Here is a 15,281-nt window from a genome sequence, read left to right on the forward strand (position 1 = left end):
TGGGGGAGTCGATGAAGGATTGAAAGTCAGCGGACGGGGGCTGCAGAGCTCACAGCAGCCTTCTCCTCCTTCCCGTCGGTCGGAGCCAGGTGGGCCGGATCCAAATCAATGCGGCGCAACAGCTGGGCGTTCAGGGCCACCACGATGGTCGAGGCAGACATCAAGATCGCGCCCACGGCCGGGGACAGCACGAACCCGATCGGGGCGAGCACGCCGGCGGCCAGCGGCACGGCGAGGATGTTGTAGCCAGAGGCCCAGATGAGGTTCTGGATCATCTTGCGGTAGCTGGCCTGCGAGAGCTCAATCATCGACAGCACTGCCCGCGGGTCATCACTGGCCAGGACCACTCCGGCGGATTCCATGGCCACATCCGTGCCGGCCCCGATGGCGATACCGACCTCCGCGCGGGTCAGAGCGGGGGCGTCGTTGACACCGTCGCCGACCATGGCCACGCTCAGGCCACGCTCCTGTAACTGGGTGACCTTGGTGTCCTTGTCCTGGGGCAGGACCTCGGCGAAGACCTCATCGATCCCCAGGTCCTGGCCAACCGCCTGGGCCACCTGCTGCGCGTCACCGGTGATCATCGCGACCTTCACCCCGCGGTCCTGCAGGGCTTTCACGGCGGCGCGGGATTCGGGGCGGATCTTGTCCTCGACGGCCACCGCACCGATGATCTGACCGTCGCGGACAATATGGAGCACACCGGCCCCACGCCCGGTCCAGGCGCTGGTGGTGTCGGTGAGCTCGGCCGGGGTGGTGAGGTTGAGCTCGCGCAGCATGTTCGGCCCGCCCACGAGGATCTCAGCGCCATCGACAGTGGCCCGGACCCCCCGGCCGGAGGCGGCGCTGAAACCAGTTGCACGGATTTGCCGACGGGAGGCCTCGGGATGGGCGGCCGCGGCCGCCACGATGGCGCGGGCCACGGGGTGCTCGCTGTCGGCCTCCGCGGCGGCGGCCAGGGCCAGCAGCTCGCCCTCGGTGACGCCGTCAGCTGCCGCGACACCGGTGACCGCGTGCGCCCCCTCGGTCAGGGTGCCGGTTTTGTCGAAGAGCATCACGTCGATGGTGCGCATCCGCTCGAGCGCCATTCGGTCCTTGATGAGCACCCCGGATTTCGCGGCCCGCTCGGTGGAGATCGCAATGACCAGCGGAATCGCCAGGCCCAGGGCGTGCGGGCAGGCGATGACCAGTACCGTGACCGTGCGCGCCACGGCATCGTCCGGACTGCCGATGATGGTCCACACCACCGCGGTGATCAGAGCGGAGATCAGCGCGAACCAGAACAACAACGCCGCCGCCCGATCCGCCAGGGCCTGGGCCCGTGAGGAGGACTCCTGGGCGTCGGCAACCAAGCGTTGGATCCCGGCCAGGGCGGTGTCCCCGCCGGTAGCCTCCACCCGGATGCGGACGGTGTTGTCGGTGGCCACAGTACCGGCGACCACCTTGTCACCGGTGTCGCGGAAGACGGGACGGGATTCGCCGGTGATCATCGCCTCATCGAATTCGGCGGCTCCGTCGAGGATGGTTCCGTCGGCCGGCACCCGGGCACCGGCCCTCACCAGCACGACGTCGTCGACGGCCAGCTCGGAGATGGACACGGTGCGGGTGGTCCCGTCGATGACTTTCTCGGCCTCATCCGGCAGCAGGGCAGCCAGCGCGTCAAGCGCGGAGGACGCGGCCCCGAGAGCACGCATCTCCAGCCAGTGGCCCAGCAGCATGATGGTCACCAGCAGGGCCAGCTCCCACCAGAAGTCCAGGTCAAGATCGCCCAGCCCCAGAGTGGTGACCCAGGAGGCGACAAACGCCACGGTGATGGCCATGGCGATCAGGAGCATCATCCCGGGTTGGCGGGATTTCAGTTCGTTCCATCCGCCCTTGAGGAAAGGCGTTCCGCCGTAGACGAAGATGATCGTGCCCAGCACCGGGGGGATCCAGGTGGATCCGGGGAATGCCGGGAGGTGGTAGCCGAGCAGCTGGGCGACCATGGGGCTGAAAATAACGACGGGAATGGACAGAATCAGCGACCACCAGAAGCGGTCCCGAAACATTGCGGTGCTGTGTCCGGCGTGTTCGCCGTGACCATGAACGTGGTGGTCTTCGTCCATGGCGGAGTGCGGGTGATCGTGGGGCATCGCCTGGCCGTGGGTGTCGGCATCTGCGTGGTGTTCGTGGCTGGCATGATGCGGGTGGTGGGTGTGGTCTGTTTCCGGAGCGGGGTGATCACCATGGTGATCACCGGAATGGTGGGGAGTGCTCATGAGGTTCCTTCCGCTCAACCCGGTCGGGGTCGAGATGATGGGTAAAACTGATCAGGATAAGACGGTGTAGCCGGCCTCTTCGATGGCCCGGCGAACCATCTCCGGAGGTACGACACCGGTGACCGTGACGGTGGAAACACCACCAGCAGCGAGATCAATCTGGACGTCGTCGACCTGGGGGAGGGCCTGAAGGGCCTGGGTCACGCTTTTCGCGCAGTGCCCGCAGGTCAGGCCGGTGACCTGGTAGCTCGGGGAGGATCCTCCTGCTGACGAGTCGCTGGCGGCAGGGATGGAGACGGTGTCGGCACGTGAGGCAGGTTCGCAACAGCTGCAGCCGTGGGAGGCCATCGGCAAGAGGTGGGGTGGGGGGTTGATCATGGGAAAGCTCCTATGGGTCGGTGGGATGCGGTAACGCTCGCTAGCGTATACCCCCCGGGGGTACATTTTCAAGGGGTGGAGGGCACGGCCCTCACGCGGGGCAGGGTGTGGTCACCGAGCAGCCTCCTCACTGTCGGGAGGGGACAGCGGGAGGCGGAGGGCAAACACCGCTCCGCGACCGGGTCCGGGGGAAGTGGCGGTGAGAGTGCCGCCGTGGGCCTCGACCAATGCCTTGGAGATGGTCAGACCGATACCGGCCCCGCCGTTGTCCCGGCTGCGGGCGGCATCCCCCCGGTAGAAGCGTTCGAAGATGTGTCCGAGCTGGCCAGGTGGGATGCCCTCGCCGTCATCGGCGACGTGGATGAGCGCGGTGGACGCCCCCTGTCGGTGGACGCTGATCCGGACCTGCCCGCCGGCCGGGGTGTGCCGTAGCGCGTTCGACAGGAGATTGCTCATCACCTGGCCGAAGCGTTGCCGGTCCACGACCACCCGGGCGGTGTCCGTAATGGTCTCGACCTGTAAATCGACGCCTTTGTCAGCATAAGCTTCCCCCGTGGCAGCAGCGGCGGTATGGAGCAGATCCCCGAGCCCTTCCTCTGCCAGGTCCAAGTCGATCCGGTGTTCCTGGGCCCGGGAGACATCGTCAATGTCTTCCATCAACCGGGTCAGGCGGGTGAGTTGGTCAGCCATGATCGTGTGGTTGGCATTATTCCAGTCCACGACCCCGTCCTGGAGACCATCGAGGTAGACCGTGAGCACCGATAAGGGGGTGCCCATTTCGTGGGCCAGATCAGAGAGCATCTGACGGCGGACCTGTTCGGTGTGTTCCAGCCGGTCGGCCATGGTGTTGAAGGCATGCGCCAGAGTGGCGACCTCGGGGCCTGCTGCTCCGGCGGGCACGCGGATACGGGAGTTACCGGCCGCCAGGCTGGTAGCGGCCCGGGTGAGATCCTGCAGGGGGGTGCGCAGACGACGCGATAACCACAGGCTGGCCAGTAGGGCGCTGATCAAGGCAGTGGGCAGGGCGACGGCCAGGGTGATCAGGTTGGCGTCCCGGTAGGCCTGCTCGGCATGGAACAGCTCCAGCGAGGGGTCCTTCCGGCCGGTCATCAACATATGATCATGGAACAGGGTCGGGCCCACCATCGTGGCCACGGCCGCGGCCACCAGCAGGCTAATCACCACGACCAACACCTGGGCGGCCAGGAAGCGGAAGGTCAGGCCGGGTCCGTGATTCATGGCTGCCCCACCCGGTAGCCCACGCCACGCACGGTGTCGATCAACCCCCGGCCCCGGGTGTCGGTGCCGAGCTTGCGACGCAAGTTGCCGATGTGGACATCGACGATGCGTTCATCACCGACCCAGGTGGTGTCCCAGACCTCGGTGACCAGGTCGTGGCGGGTCAGCACCTGGCCGGGGCGCAGGGCCAGGGCAACCAGCAGCTCGAACTCCGTGCGGGTGAGCTCCACGGTCGTCTCCCCCACCCGCACCTGATGGGCGACGGGGTCAAGGATGAGGTCACCAACGATCAAGGGGGTGGTCACCTGCGGTGGGGTGGTGCTGGTGCGCGGGCGGCGCAGCACCGCATGCACCCGGGTCACCAGTTCCCGGATGCTAAAAGGTTTGGTGATGTAGTCATCCGCCCCCAGGGTCAAACCGCTGATCTTGTCGTCCTCGCTGCCACGCGCGGTGAGCATGAGGATGTAGCAGTCCGAGAAGGTGCGGATCCGCCGGCACACCTCCAGGCCGTCGAGTTCAGGCAGGCCCAGATCCAGCACCACAACATCGGGTGAAAAGCGACGGGCCTCGTCCACGGCCTGGGTGCCGGTGTACGCCTGGCGGGTATCGAAGCCAGCCCGGATGAGGTAGGAGGCCACCATCTGAGCCAGGGGTTGTTCATCATCGACGACCAGCACCCGCCCCGGGGGCGTGGCGGTGGTCGGTGTGCGGTCAGCCATAGACCCCAGTATCACTCCGGCCAGGGGGAATACCAGCCTCACTCAGTGCCCGGCGGGAAATCTTCATCAAATCTTCAAACATCACCCTTCGACCGCCGTCACCCCTGTGCCCACCCCGGGCCGGCGGCATCGCCTCCCCTCGTCGGTTCAGCATGCGCCACCAGGGAATTCACTGCCTGCACCGCATACCCGGGGCGGGTAGAAGGACATCGCCCACGGCTGTGGGGTGGTGTTCCGGTGGTGACCCAGCCCACCGAATTCACCCCCCTTTTCGCCCTGTTATAAGGCTATGAGCAGGGTTTTTGAATTCTAGTCCGTCAGGCACCCGTGCTAGATAAAGGTATGGCATCGACCTTGAGGCGGTGTCTTCTTATGGCCTTACCACGATCCAAGGAGATTGACGTGAAACGAGCAGCGATCGCAGCCGCCGCCCTTGCCCTCGCCCTCACGGGGTGTTCGGCCGCCGACCCGGAACCCACGGCCGACGGGACGGTGTCCCAGGACACATTCCTGACTACCCATGGCCTGGCCGGCATGGACGCGGTGGAGATCATTGATCACCTCGACCGGCAGAAGGTCACTGAGCGTCCCACGGATCTGATCGCCTCCGTGCGTGCCAATGAACTGCTGCTCTCGAGCGATGACCAGGAAGTCGTGGTTGATCTTCCCGACAATCAGACGTATGTCTCGATCGCACCCTATCTCACCTCCACCCACGACTGCTTCTACCACAGCCTCACGACCTGCCTGGGGGAACTCGACAATGAGGATATCCAGGTCACGATTACCGATGAGGCGACCGGTGAGGTGCTGGTGGACGAGGCGACAACCACCTTCGACAACGGGTTTATTGGCTTCTGGCTTCCCGATGATGCCACCGGCACCATCGAGATCACCCATCAGGGGCGCACCGGTGTCACCGAGTTTTCCACCACCGACGACGGTGCCACCTGTGTCACAGACCTGCGCCTGACGTGATGGCTCAGCAGGATCCTCACCTGCACCTGTCTCCCGTGTCACTGAAATCTTGCACCAAGAAAGGTTAAATCATGACGAACGCGTTTTCCCGACGACAGTTTCTGCTCGGCGGGCTCGTCCTCGCCGGCACCGGCGCCCTGGCCGCCTGCGGACAGGGCAACAGCACCTCGGCCCCTGCCGCGTCCTCCTCGTCGTCATCCTCCTACCCGACTCCCCCGAATCTTCCCGCGCCTTCCGTCCGCAAGACGCTGACCGCGCGGCCCATGTCGATCGATATCGGCGGTATCGAGGCGAAAACCTGGGGGTACAGTGCCGAGACCGGTGAGCCTGCCATCGAAACCACCGCCGGCGACGTCCTCCAGGTCGATATCACCAATGAACTGCCTGAGAGCACCTCCATCCACTGGCATGGCATCGCACTCCACAACGCAGCCGACGGTGTGCCCGGCATGACCCAGGACCCCATTGAACCTGGCGAGTCTTTCTCCTATGTTTTTGAAGTCCCCCACGGTGGCACCTACTTCTACCACTCCCACAGCGGCCTACAACTCGACCGGGGTCTGCACGCCCCTCTGATCGTCCGCGACCCGGACGACGCTGAGGATCAGGACGTCGAGTGGACCATCGTGCTCGACGACTGGGTCGATGGCATTCAGGGCACTCCCGACGATGAGCTCGACAAGCTCACCGGAATGGGTTCGGGCGACCATAACGGGAGGATGGGAATGGGAGGTCACGGCCAGATGATGCACGGCACCCCGGACCGGGTACTGGGCGGGGATGCCGGCGATGTGATGTATCCGCACTACCTCATCAACGGACGTATCCCCCGTGCTCATCGGACCTTCGAGGCTCGACCGGGCGACAAGGCCCGCCTGCGGTTTATCAACTCCGGCGGTGACACCATCTTCAAGGTGGCCCTCGGTGGTCACCGCATGACCGTCACCCACACCGACGGCTTCCCTGTCCAGCCCTGGGAGACCGAATCGATCTACCTGTCGATGGGCGAGCGTGTCGACGTCGAGGTCATCCTCGGCGACGGCATCTTCCCGCTCACGGCTTTGGCGGTGGGTAAGGACGACCGCGCCTTCGCCGTCATCCGCACCGCCGGCGGCCAGGCCCCCCGCCCCGATGTCGACTTCCCCGAGTTGTCGTCCACCGGACTGCTTCTGTCCTCCCTAAAGCCAGCAGACCGTGCACTCCTGCCCGAGGGCACACCAGACCGAGAAGTCAGCATCGACCTGGGCGGGCAGATGATGCCGTATGAATGGAGCATTCTCACCGACGGCCAATCCTCCTCCGCGACCGTGCAGGAGAGCCAGCGCCTGCGGATGGTCATACGCAACAGGACCATGATGCCCCATCCAATGCACATCCACGGCCACACGTGGGCGCTGCCCGGCAGCGGCGGGCTACGCAAGGACACCGTCCTTCTCCGCCACGGTGAAACCATGATCGCCGACCTGATTGCTGACAACCCCGGTGAGTGGGCATTTCACTGCCATAACGCCTATCACATGGAAACCGGGATGCTCAGCTCGCTTCGCTACGAGTAACCCCCACAGCAGGGTTGAGTGCCGAGGTGGGCAGAGTCGCTGCAGACCACCCACCGGGCAGCACGATGACCTTCCTCGGTGTTGTGGTCTTCCGGGACAACCAGAACACCGTCTTCTTCCCCACCGCCCCGGAATATGGAGATCTAATCCATGCCGAGCACACCCCCGCAGAGCCGCCATCGCGGTTGCCGCGGTGCTCACCGCCGTGACCCTGGGGGCCTGTTCCTCAGGCGACGGCGAAACGCCGTCGCCGTCGGGGGGCACCTTCCAGTTCCACTCACCAGGAGGCCAAACCGAAATTATCTACGCCGAGAAGGAACGTGCCCCGCTGCTGGATTTCTCCGACCCGTCGCTGATGGAGGAGGGTCTACCTGTCACCGGTGATGGAGCTGCGAGGGCTGTCGTGTTAGACGATCCAAGTCCTAGCAAATAATCGCGTCTAGCTCGCCTCGCTTAAGACTAGCGACCATCGCGTCGTAGTCGGGACGTTCCACGTCTTTCTTAGAGACCGAGATCGACTGATCCACATAGGTGTGTACGACCGTCCAGCCACGCTGCTTTGCAATGGCTTTACAGTCTTCTCGCTGACGCTCGATGGCAAGACCGTTCATGGCAGCATCGAGCGAGATGCGAAGGTAAATAGCAGCACATGTTGTCACACGACTAGCACTTGCTCGCCTTAGGTTACGTTGAACTTGAACTCGACCACGTCGCCGTCCGCCATGACGTAGTCCTTGCCCTCCTGGCGGACCTTGCCGTGGGCGCGCGCCTCGGCCATGGAGCCGAGCTCGTCGAGGTCGGAGAAGCCGACGATCTCGGCCTTGATGAAGCCCTTCTCGAAGTCGGAGTGGATCACCCTCGCGGCCTTGGGCGCGGTGTCGCCCTGGTGGATCGTCCAGGCGCGGGCCTCCTTGGGTCCGGCGGTGAGGTAGGTCTGCAGGCCGAGGGTCTCGAAGCCGGCCTTGGCGAGGGTCTGCAGGCCCGGCTCGTCCTGGCCGACGGCGGCGAGGAGCTCGGCTGCGTCCTCCTCGTCGAGTTCGAGCAGGTCGGTCTCGCTCTGCGCGTCGAGGAACACGGCCTCGGCCGGCGCGACGAGGGCGCGCAGCTCGTCCTTTTTGGCGTCGTCGGTGAGCACGGACTCGTCCGAGTTGAACACGTAGAGGAAGGGCTTGGCGGTCATGAGGTGCAGCTCGCGAAGCAGCGCGAGGTCGACGTCTCCAGCCTTGGCGGCGGCGAAGAGGGTGCGGTCCGATTCCAGGACGGCCTGGGCCTTCTTCGCCTCGGCGACGGTGGCGGCGATGTCCTTGTCCTTGCGTGCCTCCTTCTCCAGGCGCGGCAGGGCCTTCTCGATCGTCTGCAGGTCCGCGAGGATCAGCTCGGTGTTGATCACGGAGATGTCGCTGGCCGGGTCGACCTTGCCGTCGACGTGGATGACGTTGTCATCGGAGAAGGCGCGCACGACCTGGCAGATCGCGTCGGCCTCGCGGATGTTGGCCAAGAAGGCGTTGCCCATGCCCTCACCCTCGGACGCGCCCTTCACGATTCCGGCGATGTCCACGAAGGACACCGTGGCGGGCAGGATACGCTCGGAGCTGAAGATCTCCGCCAGGCGGGACAGCCGCGGGTCCGGCAGCTCGACGAGGCCCACGTTGGGCTCGATGGTGGCGAAGGGGTAGTTCGCGGCCAGGACGTCGTTGCGCGTCAGGGCGTTGAAGAGGGTGGATTTCCCCACGTTGGGCAGACCGACGATTCCAAGAGTAAGGCTCACGGGCGCTAATCCTATCCCACCGGCGGGACGCGGGACAGCGTCAGGGGGTCGTCGCAAAGCCTGCCCGAATCGGGCAAGATGGTGCGGGTGAGCACTCCCGAGCAACCGCGCACCCCGGCGGCCGAGGATCAGGTCGACCGCGGAGTCGTCATCAATACGTGGCTGAAGTCGGCCGCCATGTTCGCGCTGCGCGTGCTCATCATCGCCGGTTTCCTCTACGGGCTGAGCCGGGTCGTCGGCGCCTTCTGGGCGGGCGTCCTGCCGGTGGTGCTGGCCATCATCGTGTGCACGGTGCTCGCCCCCATCGCGACCACCCTGCGCCGCTACCACGTCCCGTCGGGGCTGGCCGCGATCACCGCCATCCTCGCCTTCTTCGGGCTCGCGGGCTTCATGGGCTCGCTGATCGCCCCCGACATCGCGGCCCACTCGCACATCCTCTACCTGCAGGCGCTCGAGGGCATCCAGCGCCTGCAGCTCTGGCTGCAGGGCCCGCCGCTCAACGTCAACCCGGACGACCTCAGCGACGCCGTCAACGAGATCGCCCAGTGGCTGCAGAACCAGGCGGGCGCGATCGCCGGCGGCGTGTTCGCCGGGATCGGCACCGCCGCGGGCCTCGCGGTCACGCTGACGGTGGTGCTGGTGCTGACGTTTTTCTTCCTCAAGGACGGCCATCGCTTCCTTCCCTGGCTGCGCTCGGCCACCGGCGGGCGCACGGGTCTGCACGCCACGGAGCTGCTCACCCGCGCGTGGAACACCCTGTCCGGCTTCATCCGCGCCCAGGCGCTCGTTTCGCTTGTCGACGCCATCTTCATCGGCCTGGGCATCGCCATCGTCGGGGTGCCCATGGCGTTCACCCTCGCCGTGATTACCTTCTTCGCCGGCTTCATCCCCATCGTCGGCGCGGTCGTCGCCGGCACCCTGGCGGTGCTGGTCGCGCTCGTCTCCCTCGGCTTCACCAAGGCGCTGATCGTCTTCGCCATCGTCATCGCCGTGCAGCAGCTGGAGGGCAACGTGCTCTCCCCGATCCTGCAGTCGCGCGCGATGAACCTGCACCCCGTGGTGGTGCTCGTCTCGGTCACCGTCGGCGGCGGCCTGTTCGGCCTGGTCGGCGCGTTCCTCGCGGTCCCCGCCGCGGCGATGGTCGCCGTCACCTACCGCTACCTGCTGGACATGGTCCGGCTGCACGCGGGCGAGAAGAAGGCGGCGGAGCTGACCTTTTCCACGCCGGAGGGCCGGGCGATCGCGGAGCTGGAGGAGCGCGAGTCGGTCTACGAGCGCAAGGAGTGGCGCGGCGACCGCGACTGGGCCCCGGCGCCCGTCCCCAGCGACGACACTCCCCCCTCCCGCACGTCCGGGGCGAGCCGCGGGTGGCAGCGCCTCAAGGAGAGCGAGAGGCTGCGCCGGCTGGCCCGCCCGCAGCGCATCGTGCGCATGTTCGATAAACGGGACGGCCTCGACGCGTGATGTCCGGCGGGTGTGGCACACTGCTGGCCATGTCCACCGTCGCCACTCTCACCGTGTTCATCCTCGGCCTCGCGCTGGGGGCCGCCGCTGCCTGGCTGGCGCTGCGCGGCCGGCCCGCGGCGGCTCCCCCGCCGGACACCGCCCCGATCACCCGGGCCCTGGAGCGCCTCGCCGGCCAGCTCGATGACATGGACGAGGACCGCGCCGTCGCCTACTCCGCCCTGGCCAGCCAGGTCCAGGCCATCACCCGCACCTCGGCGCGGCTGACGGACCGCACCGACCAGCTCATCTCGGCCCTGCGCTCGCCGCAGACGCGCGGCCGCTGGGGCGAGATCCAGCTGCAGCGCGTGGTCGAGCTCGGGGGCATGGTCGAGCACTGCGACTTCGACACGCAGGCCACCACGCTTATCGACGGCACACGCGTCCGCCCGGACATGGTCATCCGCCTCTCCGGCGGCCGCGCCATCGTCGTCGACGCGAAGGTACCGTTCTCCTCCTACCTGGAAGCCCTCAACACCGACGACCCGGAGGAGAAGCAGGCCTACCTGCGCCGCCACGCCCACCTGCTGCGCCAGCACGTCGACACGCTCTCCGCCAAACCCTACGTGGAGGCCTTCCAGCCCACGCCCGAGTTCGTGGTCATGTTCGTCCCCGCCGACCCCTTCCTCGACGCCGGCCTGGCGCTGGACCCCGAGCTGCTCGACTACGCCTTCTCCCGCGACGTCGTCCTCGCCACGCCCACCAGCCTGTTCGCCCTGCTGCGCACCGTCGCCCTCGGCTGGCGCCACGAGGCGATGAACGACAAAGCGAAGGAAATCCAGCGCCTCGGCGCGGAGCTCTACCAGCGCCTGGCCACCATGGGCGAGCACTACAACCGCCTCGGCGCCTCGCTGGAGAAGGCGGTCGAATCCTTCAACGCCACCCTCGCGTCGCTGGACTCGCGCGTGATGGTCACCGCCCGCCGGCTCGACGAGATGGGCGTGCCCGCCCGCACCACCCGCGGGCGCCTGCCGGAAACACCCCGCGTTACCGCGGCGCCGCGCCACGCCGCGGACCCGGAAAGGTAGAATGACCCTCCGTGTCACACCTGTCCCCCCGATCCTCCCACGCTCAGCGCGCGACGTTCGTCGGGCTTCCCACCGGATCCGGTATCGCCATCATCTTCGCCGCCCTCTTCACGGGAGTGCTGCTCTCCGTCTACGGCGGGCTGATCGGCTGGCCCTTCCTCGCACTCTTCGCCGCGGCGACGCTCCTGGTGACCACCCTGGTCAACCCCAAGGGCCTCTACCTCACAGTGGCGAGCGCGCCGATCCTCTTCGTCCTCGGCCTCCTCGTCGCGGGCTGGTTCATCGCGCGCGGCAACGCGACAACAGAGGGCCCGGGCGTGTCCAAGGCCTCGGTGCTGGCCATCATTTACCCCACGGTGGAGTACTTCCCCGTCCTCGCGGCCGTGACGGCGGGTTCCCTGGCGATCGCTTTCCTGCGCATCGCGCTGATCAAGCGGCAGAACGCCGCACTCGAGCGAAGGGACCGTCGCGAGCGCACCCGCGCCGCGGCGAGCAACCGGCGGACGAACCGCCAGAGCAGGCGGGCCCGCGAGCGCACCAACACCGTCACGGTGGAGGAGCTGCTGCGGCGCCGCAACGAAACGGGCGCGCAGCGCACGCGCCGCCCCCGCCGCTCGCTCGGCGACGACCTGTACAGCGAATAGGCCGGGCGGCCGCCGCCCTAGGTGCGCGCCGGACGCAGGTCGCGCGGCAGGGCGAAGGTGATCGTCTCGGTCGTGGTGGTCACCTCGTCGACATCGGTGAAGCCGCGCTCCGCGAGCGCCTCCACCACCTCGCGCACGAGGATCTCGGGAACCGAGGCGCCCGAGGTGATGCCCACGGTGCTCACGCCCTCGAGCCACGCCTCGTCGATCTGGTGGGCGTAGTCGATCAGGTGGGCGTCATCCGCGCCCGCCTCCAGGGCGACCTCGACGAGGCGCTTGGAGTTGGAGGAGTTCTGGGAGCCGACCACGATCATCAGCTCCACCTGCGGCGCGATCGCCTTGACCGCCACCTGGCGGTTCTGGGTGGCGTAGCAGATGTCGTCGCTGGGCGGGTTCTCCAGGTTCGGGTAGCGCTTGTGCAGCTTGTTGACGATCTCCATGGTCTCGTCCACCGACAGCGTCGTCTGCGAGAGCCAGACCAGCTTCTGGTCCACGGGGAAATCGGGCAGGCGGTCCACGCCGTCCACCCCGTCGACGAGGTGGGTCACCTCGGGGGCCTCGCCCGCGGTGCCCTCGACCTCCTCGTGGCCCTCATGGCCGACGAGCAGGATGTGGTAGCCGTCGCGGGCGAAGCGCTTCGCCTCGTTGTGCACCTTGGTCACCAGGGGGCACGTCGCGTCGAGGGTGAGCAGGTTGCGCTGCACGGCGGAGTCGCGCACCGCCGGCGAGATGCCGTGCGCGGAGAACACGAGGTGGGCACCCTCCGGGACCTCGTCGGTCTCCTCGACGAAGATGACGCCGCGTTCCTTCAGCGTCTCCACGACGTACTTGTTGTGCACGATCTCCTTGCGCACGTAGACGGGCGCGCCGTATTTCTCCAGGGCTTTTTCCACGGTCTCGACCGCGCGATCCACCCCGGCGCAGTAGCCGCGCGGGGCGGCGAGAAGAACTTTTTTACCCTGATCAGTCATGGAACCAAGGGTATCGAATCGCCGTCTAAAAGGATAGGCAGCACTATGCTGGGGATGTTTGCTGCGGCAACCCCGGCTGTTTCAGAAAGGGCAGGCATTATTCCGTGACTCAATCGCAGGGCTCCGCGCCGGCCAGCACCCCGGAGGCGCCGTGGGCGGTGTCGAAACTCAACCAGTCGGTCAAGAGCTGGATCGAGAAGCTGGGCTGGCTCTGGGTGGAGGGCCAGCTCACGCAGGTCAACATGAAGCCGACGTGGAAGTTGTCCTACCTCACGCTGCGCGACACGCAGGAGCAGGTCAGCGTCCAGCTCACCGCCAGCACCTCCCTGCTGCGCTCGATGCCGACGCCGCTCAAGGACGGCGACCGAGTGGTCATCCACGGCAAGCCCGCCTTCTACGCCGGCCGCGGGACGTTTTCCATGTGGGTGACCGACATCCGCCACGTCGGCGTCGGCGAGCTGCTCGCCCGCATCGAGCGGCTGCGCGCGCAGCTCGCGGCGGAGGGGCTGTTCGACCCCTCCCGCAAGAAGCCCCTGCCCTACCTTCCCCGCACCGTCGGTCTCATCACCGGCAAGGGCTCCGCCGCCGAGCGCGACGTGCTCTCGGTGGCGCAGCAGCGCTGGCCTGCGGTGCGCTTCGCGGTGCGCAACACCGCGGTGCAGGGCGCGAACGCGGTGCCCGAGGTCATCGCCGCGCTCCAGGAGCTGGACTCCGACCCGCTTGTCGACGTCATCATTATCGCGCGGGGCGGCGGCAGCGTCGAAGACCTCCTGCCCTTCTCGGAGGAGGCCCTGCAGCGCGCCGTCGCGGCGGCCACCACTCCCGTCGTTTCGGCGATCGGCCACGAGCCGGACAACCCGGTGTTGGACAATGTGGCGGACCTGCGCGCCGCGACCCCCACCGACGCCGCCAAGCGCGTCGTGCCCGACGTGGCCCAGGAGTACGCGCTCGTGGAGGAGGCCCGCTCGCGCATGAACGCGGCCTTGCGCGGCTGGGTGGAGCGCGAACGCGCCGCCGTCCGCGCGGTGCGCTCGCGCCCGGTGCTGGCCAACCCCCTGACCCCGATCGAGAGGCGCCGGGAGGAGATCCAGCGGGCCGCCTCCATGATCCGCCGCGACGTGACCTACCTGCTGGGCCGGGAGCGCTCCGCCGTCGACGGGCTGCGCGCCCGCGTCTCCGCGCTCGGTCCCTCGGCCACGCTCGCGCGCGGCTACGCGGTGGTCCAGGTGCTGCCGCGCGACGGCAGCGGACCCGAGGTGGTCACGTCCATCGAGCAGTCCCCGCCCGGCTCGCAGCTGCGCGTCCGCGTGGGCGACGGATCGATCACCGCGGCCGCGATGGGCACCACGCCCGCCGACTAACCCACCAGACGACACCCAACGGGAGCGAAAAGCATGAGCGAGAACACCTTCGGAAGCGGACGCGGCGGCGACAGCGCCCTGCCGGATCCGTCCACCCTGACCTACGAGCAGGCCCGCGACGAGCTCGTAGAGACGGTCAAGATCCTCGAGCTGGGCCAGATGAGCCTGGACGAGTCCCTCGCCTACTGGGAGCGCGGCGAGGCGCTGGCCAAGCGCTGCGAGGTGCTTCTCGACGGCGCCGCCAAGCGCGTCGAAGAGACCATCGGCGAGGCCGCGCCGGAGTCGGACACCGCCGCGGACTAGCCGCGGGCGATCGGCGCCGTCTCCAGCGTGCGGGCGATCACGGCGCTGTGCTCCTCGTCCGAGCCAGCCCCGGTGATTAGCAAGCGGACGTCGCCGGCGTCGACGGCCCAGACGTCGCGCACCTCGGCGTCCCCGGAACTGTAGACGCGGGCCTCGGTGCCGCCGACGTCGACGGAGCGCTCGAAGGAGCGGGGTGAGGAGTCGGCGCCCGCGATGGCGTCGTCAAGCGCTGCCCCCGTCTGCGTGAGCTGGATGTAGCCCTGCTCCGGGGTGACCCACCCGACGACGGGGGCGGGCGCGCCGCCGATCACCGAGCGGCGCGCGGAGTTCGTCGTCCACCCCTCGGGCATCTCCGGGTAGCGCACCGGGAAGTCGACGGCGCGGGCCTCGAGGTCGAGGAAGGCCTTCGCGTCGACCTTCTGCACCGGTCCGTCCTCGGGGGCGCCGGGGTTGAAGGAGCACATGCCGGTGAAACCGACGACGACGAGCATCGCGACGACGATGATCGCCACGTTGATCATCATGTCCCGGCCGTCCTGGAAAATGCGGGGTTTATTCTCGCCTGCCACGCGCAC

Annotated in this window: 16 protein-coding genes; 8 read left to right on the top strand and 8 right to left on the bottom strand. The window is 67.4% G+C overall.

The window, feature by feature from the left end; genetic code table 11:
* Positions 1 to 26: 26 nt before the first annotated feature.
* The gene (locus tag DYZ02_RS03075; protein ID WP_245945596.1) at positions 27 to 2,132 is read right to left on the bottom strand and encodes a copper-translocating P-type ATPase; all 2,106 of its coding nucleotides are present in this window, start codon (positions 2,130 to 2,132) and stop codon (positions 27 to 29) included.
* Between DYZ02_RS03075 and DYZ02_RS11510 the strand changes: the two genes are divergently transcribed.
* Complete coding sequence (locus tag DYZ02_RS11510) at positions 2,058 to 2,303, top strand: hypothetical protein (RefSeq protein ID WP_245945598.1); 246 nt, start codon at positions 2,058 to 2,060, stop codon at positions 2,301 to 2,303. The two genes, DYZ02_RS03075 and DYZ02_RS11510, sit on opposite strands and share 75 nt — an antisense overlap.
* Before the next feature lie 6 nt (positions 2,304 to 2,309).
* On the opposite strand, the gene DYZ02_RS03080 is transcribed toward DYZ02_RS11510, so the two are convergent.
* The 3 genes from DYZ02_RS03080 to DYZ02_RS03090 all read right to left on the bottom strand — a co-directional run bounded on the left by DYZ02_RS03080 (position 2,310) and on the right by DYZ02_RS03090 (position 4,594).
* Positions 2,310 to 2,636 carry a heavy-metal-associated domain-containing protein gene (locus DYZ02_RS03080; RefSeq protein ID WP_115684937.1) on the bottom strand — a complete coding sequence of 109 codons (327 nt, stop codon included), beginning with the start codon at positions 2,634 to 2,636 and terminating at the stop codon, positions 2,310 to 2,312.
* A gap of 111 nt (positions 2,637 to 2,747) precedes the next feature.
* Positions 2,748 to 3,875, bottom strand: coding sequence for a sensor histidine kinase (locus DYZ02_RS03085; protein ID WP_115684938.1), 1,128 nt, complete (start codon positions 3,873 to 3,875; stop codon positions 2,748 to 2,750).
* Positions 3,872 to 4,594 carry a response regulator transcription factor gene (locus DYZ02_RS03090; protein WP_085957613.1) on the bottom strand — a complete coding sequence of 241 codons (723 nt, stop codon included), beginning with the start codon at positions 4,592 to 4,594 and terminating at the stop codon, positions 3,872 to 3,874. The genes DYZ02_RS03085 and DYZ02_RS03090 overlap by 4 nt, the downstream gene beginning before the upstream one ends.
* A 402-nt stretch (positions 4,595 to 4,996) precedes the next feature.
* Between DYZ02_RS03090 and DYZ02_RS03095 the strand changes: the two genes are divergently transcribed.
* Together DYZ02_RS03095 and DYZ02_RS03100 are read left to right on the top strand one after the other, a co-directional pair.
* Positions 4,997 to 5,572: a CueP family metal-binding protein gene (locus DYZ02_RS03095; protein ID WP_115684939.1), complete on the top strand. Its 576-nt coding sequence runs from the start codon at positions 4,997 to 4,999 to the stop codon at positions 5,570 to 5,572.
* A 71-nt stretch (positions 5,573 to 5,643) separates the two neighbouring features.
* The gene (locus DYZ02_RS03100) at positions 5,644 to 7,128 is read left to right on the top strand and encodes a multicopper oxidase family protein (RefSeq protein ID WP_115684940.1); all 1,485 of its coding nucleotides are present in this window, start codon (positions 5,644 to 5,646) and stop codon (positions 7,126 to 7,128) included.
* A gap of 422 nt (positions 7,129 to 7,550) precedes the next feature.
* On the opposite strand, the gene DYZ02_RS03115 is transcribed toward DYZ02_RS03100, so the two are convergent.
* Positions 7,551 to 7,787, bottom strand: coding sequence for a recombinase family protein (locus DYZ02_RS03115; protein ID WP_484027123.1), 237 nt, complete (start codon positions 7,785 to 7,787; stop codon positions 7,551 to 7,553).
* A gap of 20 nt (positions 7,788 to 7,807) precedes the next feature.
* On the bottom strand, positions 7,808 to 8,896 hold the full coding sequence (gene ychF / locus DYZ02_RS03120) for a redox-regulated ATPase YchF (RefSeq protein WP_115684942.1): 1,089 nt from the start codon (positions 8,894 to 8,896) through the stop codon (positions 7,808 to 7,810).
* A 78-nt stretch (positions 8,897 to 8,974) separates the two neighbouring features.
* On the opposite strand from ychF, the gene DYZ02_RS03125 reads away from it, so the two are divergent.
* From DYZ02_RS03125 to DYZ02_RS03135, 3 genes are read left to right on the top strand one after another with little or no spacing between them, the layout of a single operon-like run.
* On the top strand, positions 8,975 to 10,360 hold the full coding sequence (locus DYZ02_RS03125; protein ID WP_115684943.1) for an AI-2E family transporter: 1,386 nt from the start codon (positions 8,975 to 8,977) through the stop codon (positions 10,358 to 10,360).
* Between the two features lie 29 nt (positions 10,361 to 10,389).
* Positions 10,390 to 11,427, top strand: coding sequence for a DNA recombination protein RmuC (locus DYZ02_RS03130; RefSeq protein WP_115686347.1), 1,038 nt, complete (start codon positions 10,390 to 10,392; stop codon positions 11,425 to 11,427).
* Positions 11,428 to 11,438: 11 nt separating this feature from the next.
* Entirely contained in the window at positions 11,439 to 12,071 is a 633-nt protein-coding gene (locus DYZ02_RS03135) for a DUF6542 domain-containing protein (protein ID WP_181896879.1), read from the top strand.
* A gap of 17 nt (positions 12,072 to 12,088) precedes the next feature.
* Here the strand turns inward: DYZ02_RS03135 and DYZ02_RS03140 are convergent, their stop codons facing one another.
* Entirely contained in the window at positions 12,089 to 13,042 is a 954-nt protein-coding gene (locus DYZ02_RS03140; protein ID WP_115684944.1) for a 4-hydroxy-3-methylbut-2-enyl diphosphate reductase, read from the bottom strand.
* Between the two features lie 104 nt (positions 13,043 to 13,146).
* Here DYZ02_RS03140 and xseA point away from each other — a divergent pair, with 104 nt between their 5' ends.
* Positions 13,147 to 14,403: an exodeoxyribonuclease VII large subunit gene (gene xseA, locus DYZ02_RS03145; RefSeq protein WP_115684945.1), complete on the top strand. Its 1,257-nt coding sequence runs from the start codon at positions 13,147 to 13,149 to the stop codon at positions 14,401 to 14,403.
* Between the two features lie 33 nt (positions 14,404 to 14,436).
* Positions 14,437 to 14,706 (top strand): exodeoxyribonuclease VII small subunit, encoded by a 270-nt coding sequence (locus DYZ02_RS03150; protein WP_115684946.1) that lies wholly within the window; start codon positions 14,437 to 14,439, stop codon positions 14,704 to 14,706.
* On the opposite strand, the gene DYZ02_RS03155 is transcribed toward DYZ02_RS03150, so the two are convergent.
* The gene (locus tag DYZ02_RS03155) at positions 14,703 to 15,275 is read right to left on the bottom strand and encodes a DUF4245 domain-containing protein (protein WP_115684947.1); all 573 of its coding nucleotides are present in this window, start codon (positions 15,273 to 15,275) and stop codon (positions 14,703 to 14,705) included. The genes DYZ02_RS03150 and DYZ02_RS03155 overlap by 4 nt on opposite strands.
* Positions 15,276 to 15,281 lie beyond the last annotated feature (6 nt).

It is taken from the genome of Corynebacterium senegalense, from assembly GCF_900411315.1.
Taxonomy (GTDB): Bacteria; Actinomycetota; Actinomycetes; order Mycobacteriales; family Mycobacteriaceae; genus Corynebacterium; species Corynebacterium senegalense.

Excerpts from the sequence above, each read along its gene's own strand:
- DYZ02_RS03075 (WP_245945596.1), bottom strand. The coding sequence starts at position 2,132 with ATGCCCCACGATCACCCGCACTCCGCCATGGACGAAGACCACCACGTT.
- DYZ02_RS03080 (WP_115684937.1), bottom strand. The coding sequence starts at position 2,636 with ATGATCAACCCCCCACCCCACCTCTTGCCGATGGCCTCCCACGGCTGC.
- DYZ02_RS03085 (WP_115684938.1), bottom strand. The coding sequence starts at position 3,875 with ATGAATCACGGACCCGGCCTGACCTTCCGCTTCCTGGCCGCCCAGGTG.
- DYZ02_RS03090 (WP_085957613.1), bottom strand. The coding sequence starts at position 4,594 with ATGGCTGACCGCACACCGACCACCGCCACGCCCCCGGGGCGGGTGCTG.
- DYZ02_RS03100 (WP_115684940.1), top strand. The coding sequence starts at position 5,644 with ATGACGAACGCGTTTTCCCGACGACAGTTTCTGCTCGGCGGGCTCGTC.
- DYZ02_RS03125 (WP_115684943.1), top strand. The coding sequence starts at position 8,975 with ATGGTGCGGGTGAGCACTCCCGAGCAACCGCGCACCCCGGCGGCCGAG.
- DYZ02_RS03130 (WP_115686347.1), top strand. The coding sequence starts at position 10,390 with ATGTCCACCGTCGCCACTCTCACCGTGTTCATCCTCGGCCTCGCGCTG.
- DYZ02_RS03140 (WP_115684944.1), bottom strand. The coding sequence starts at position 13,042 with ATGACTGATCAGGGTAAAAAAGTTCTTCTCGCCGCCCCGCGCGGCTAC.
- DYZ02_RS03150 (WP_115684946.1), top strand. The coding sequence starts at position 14,437 with ATGAGCGAGAACACCTTCGGAAGCGGACGCGGCGGCGACAGCGCCCTG.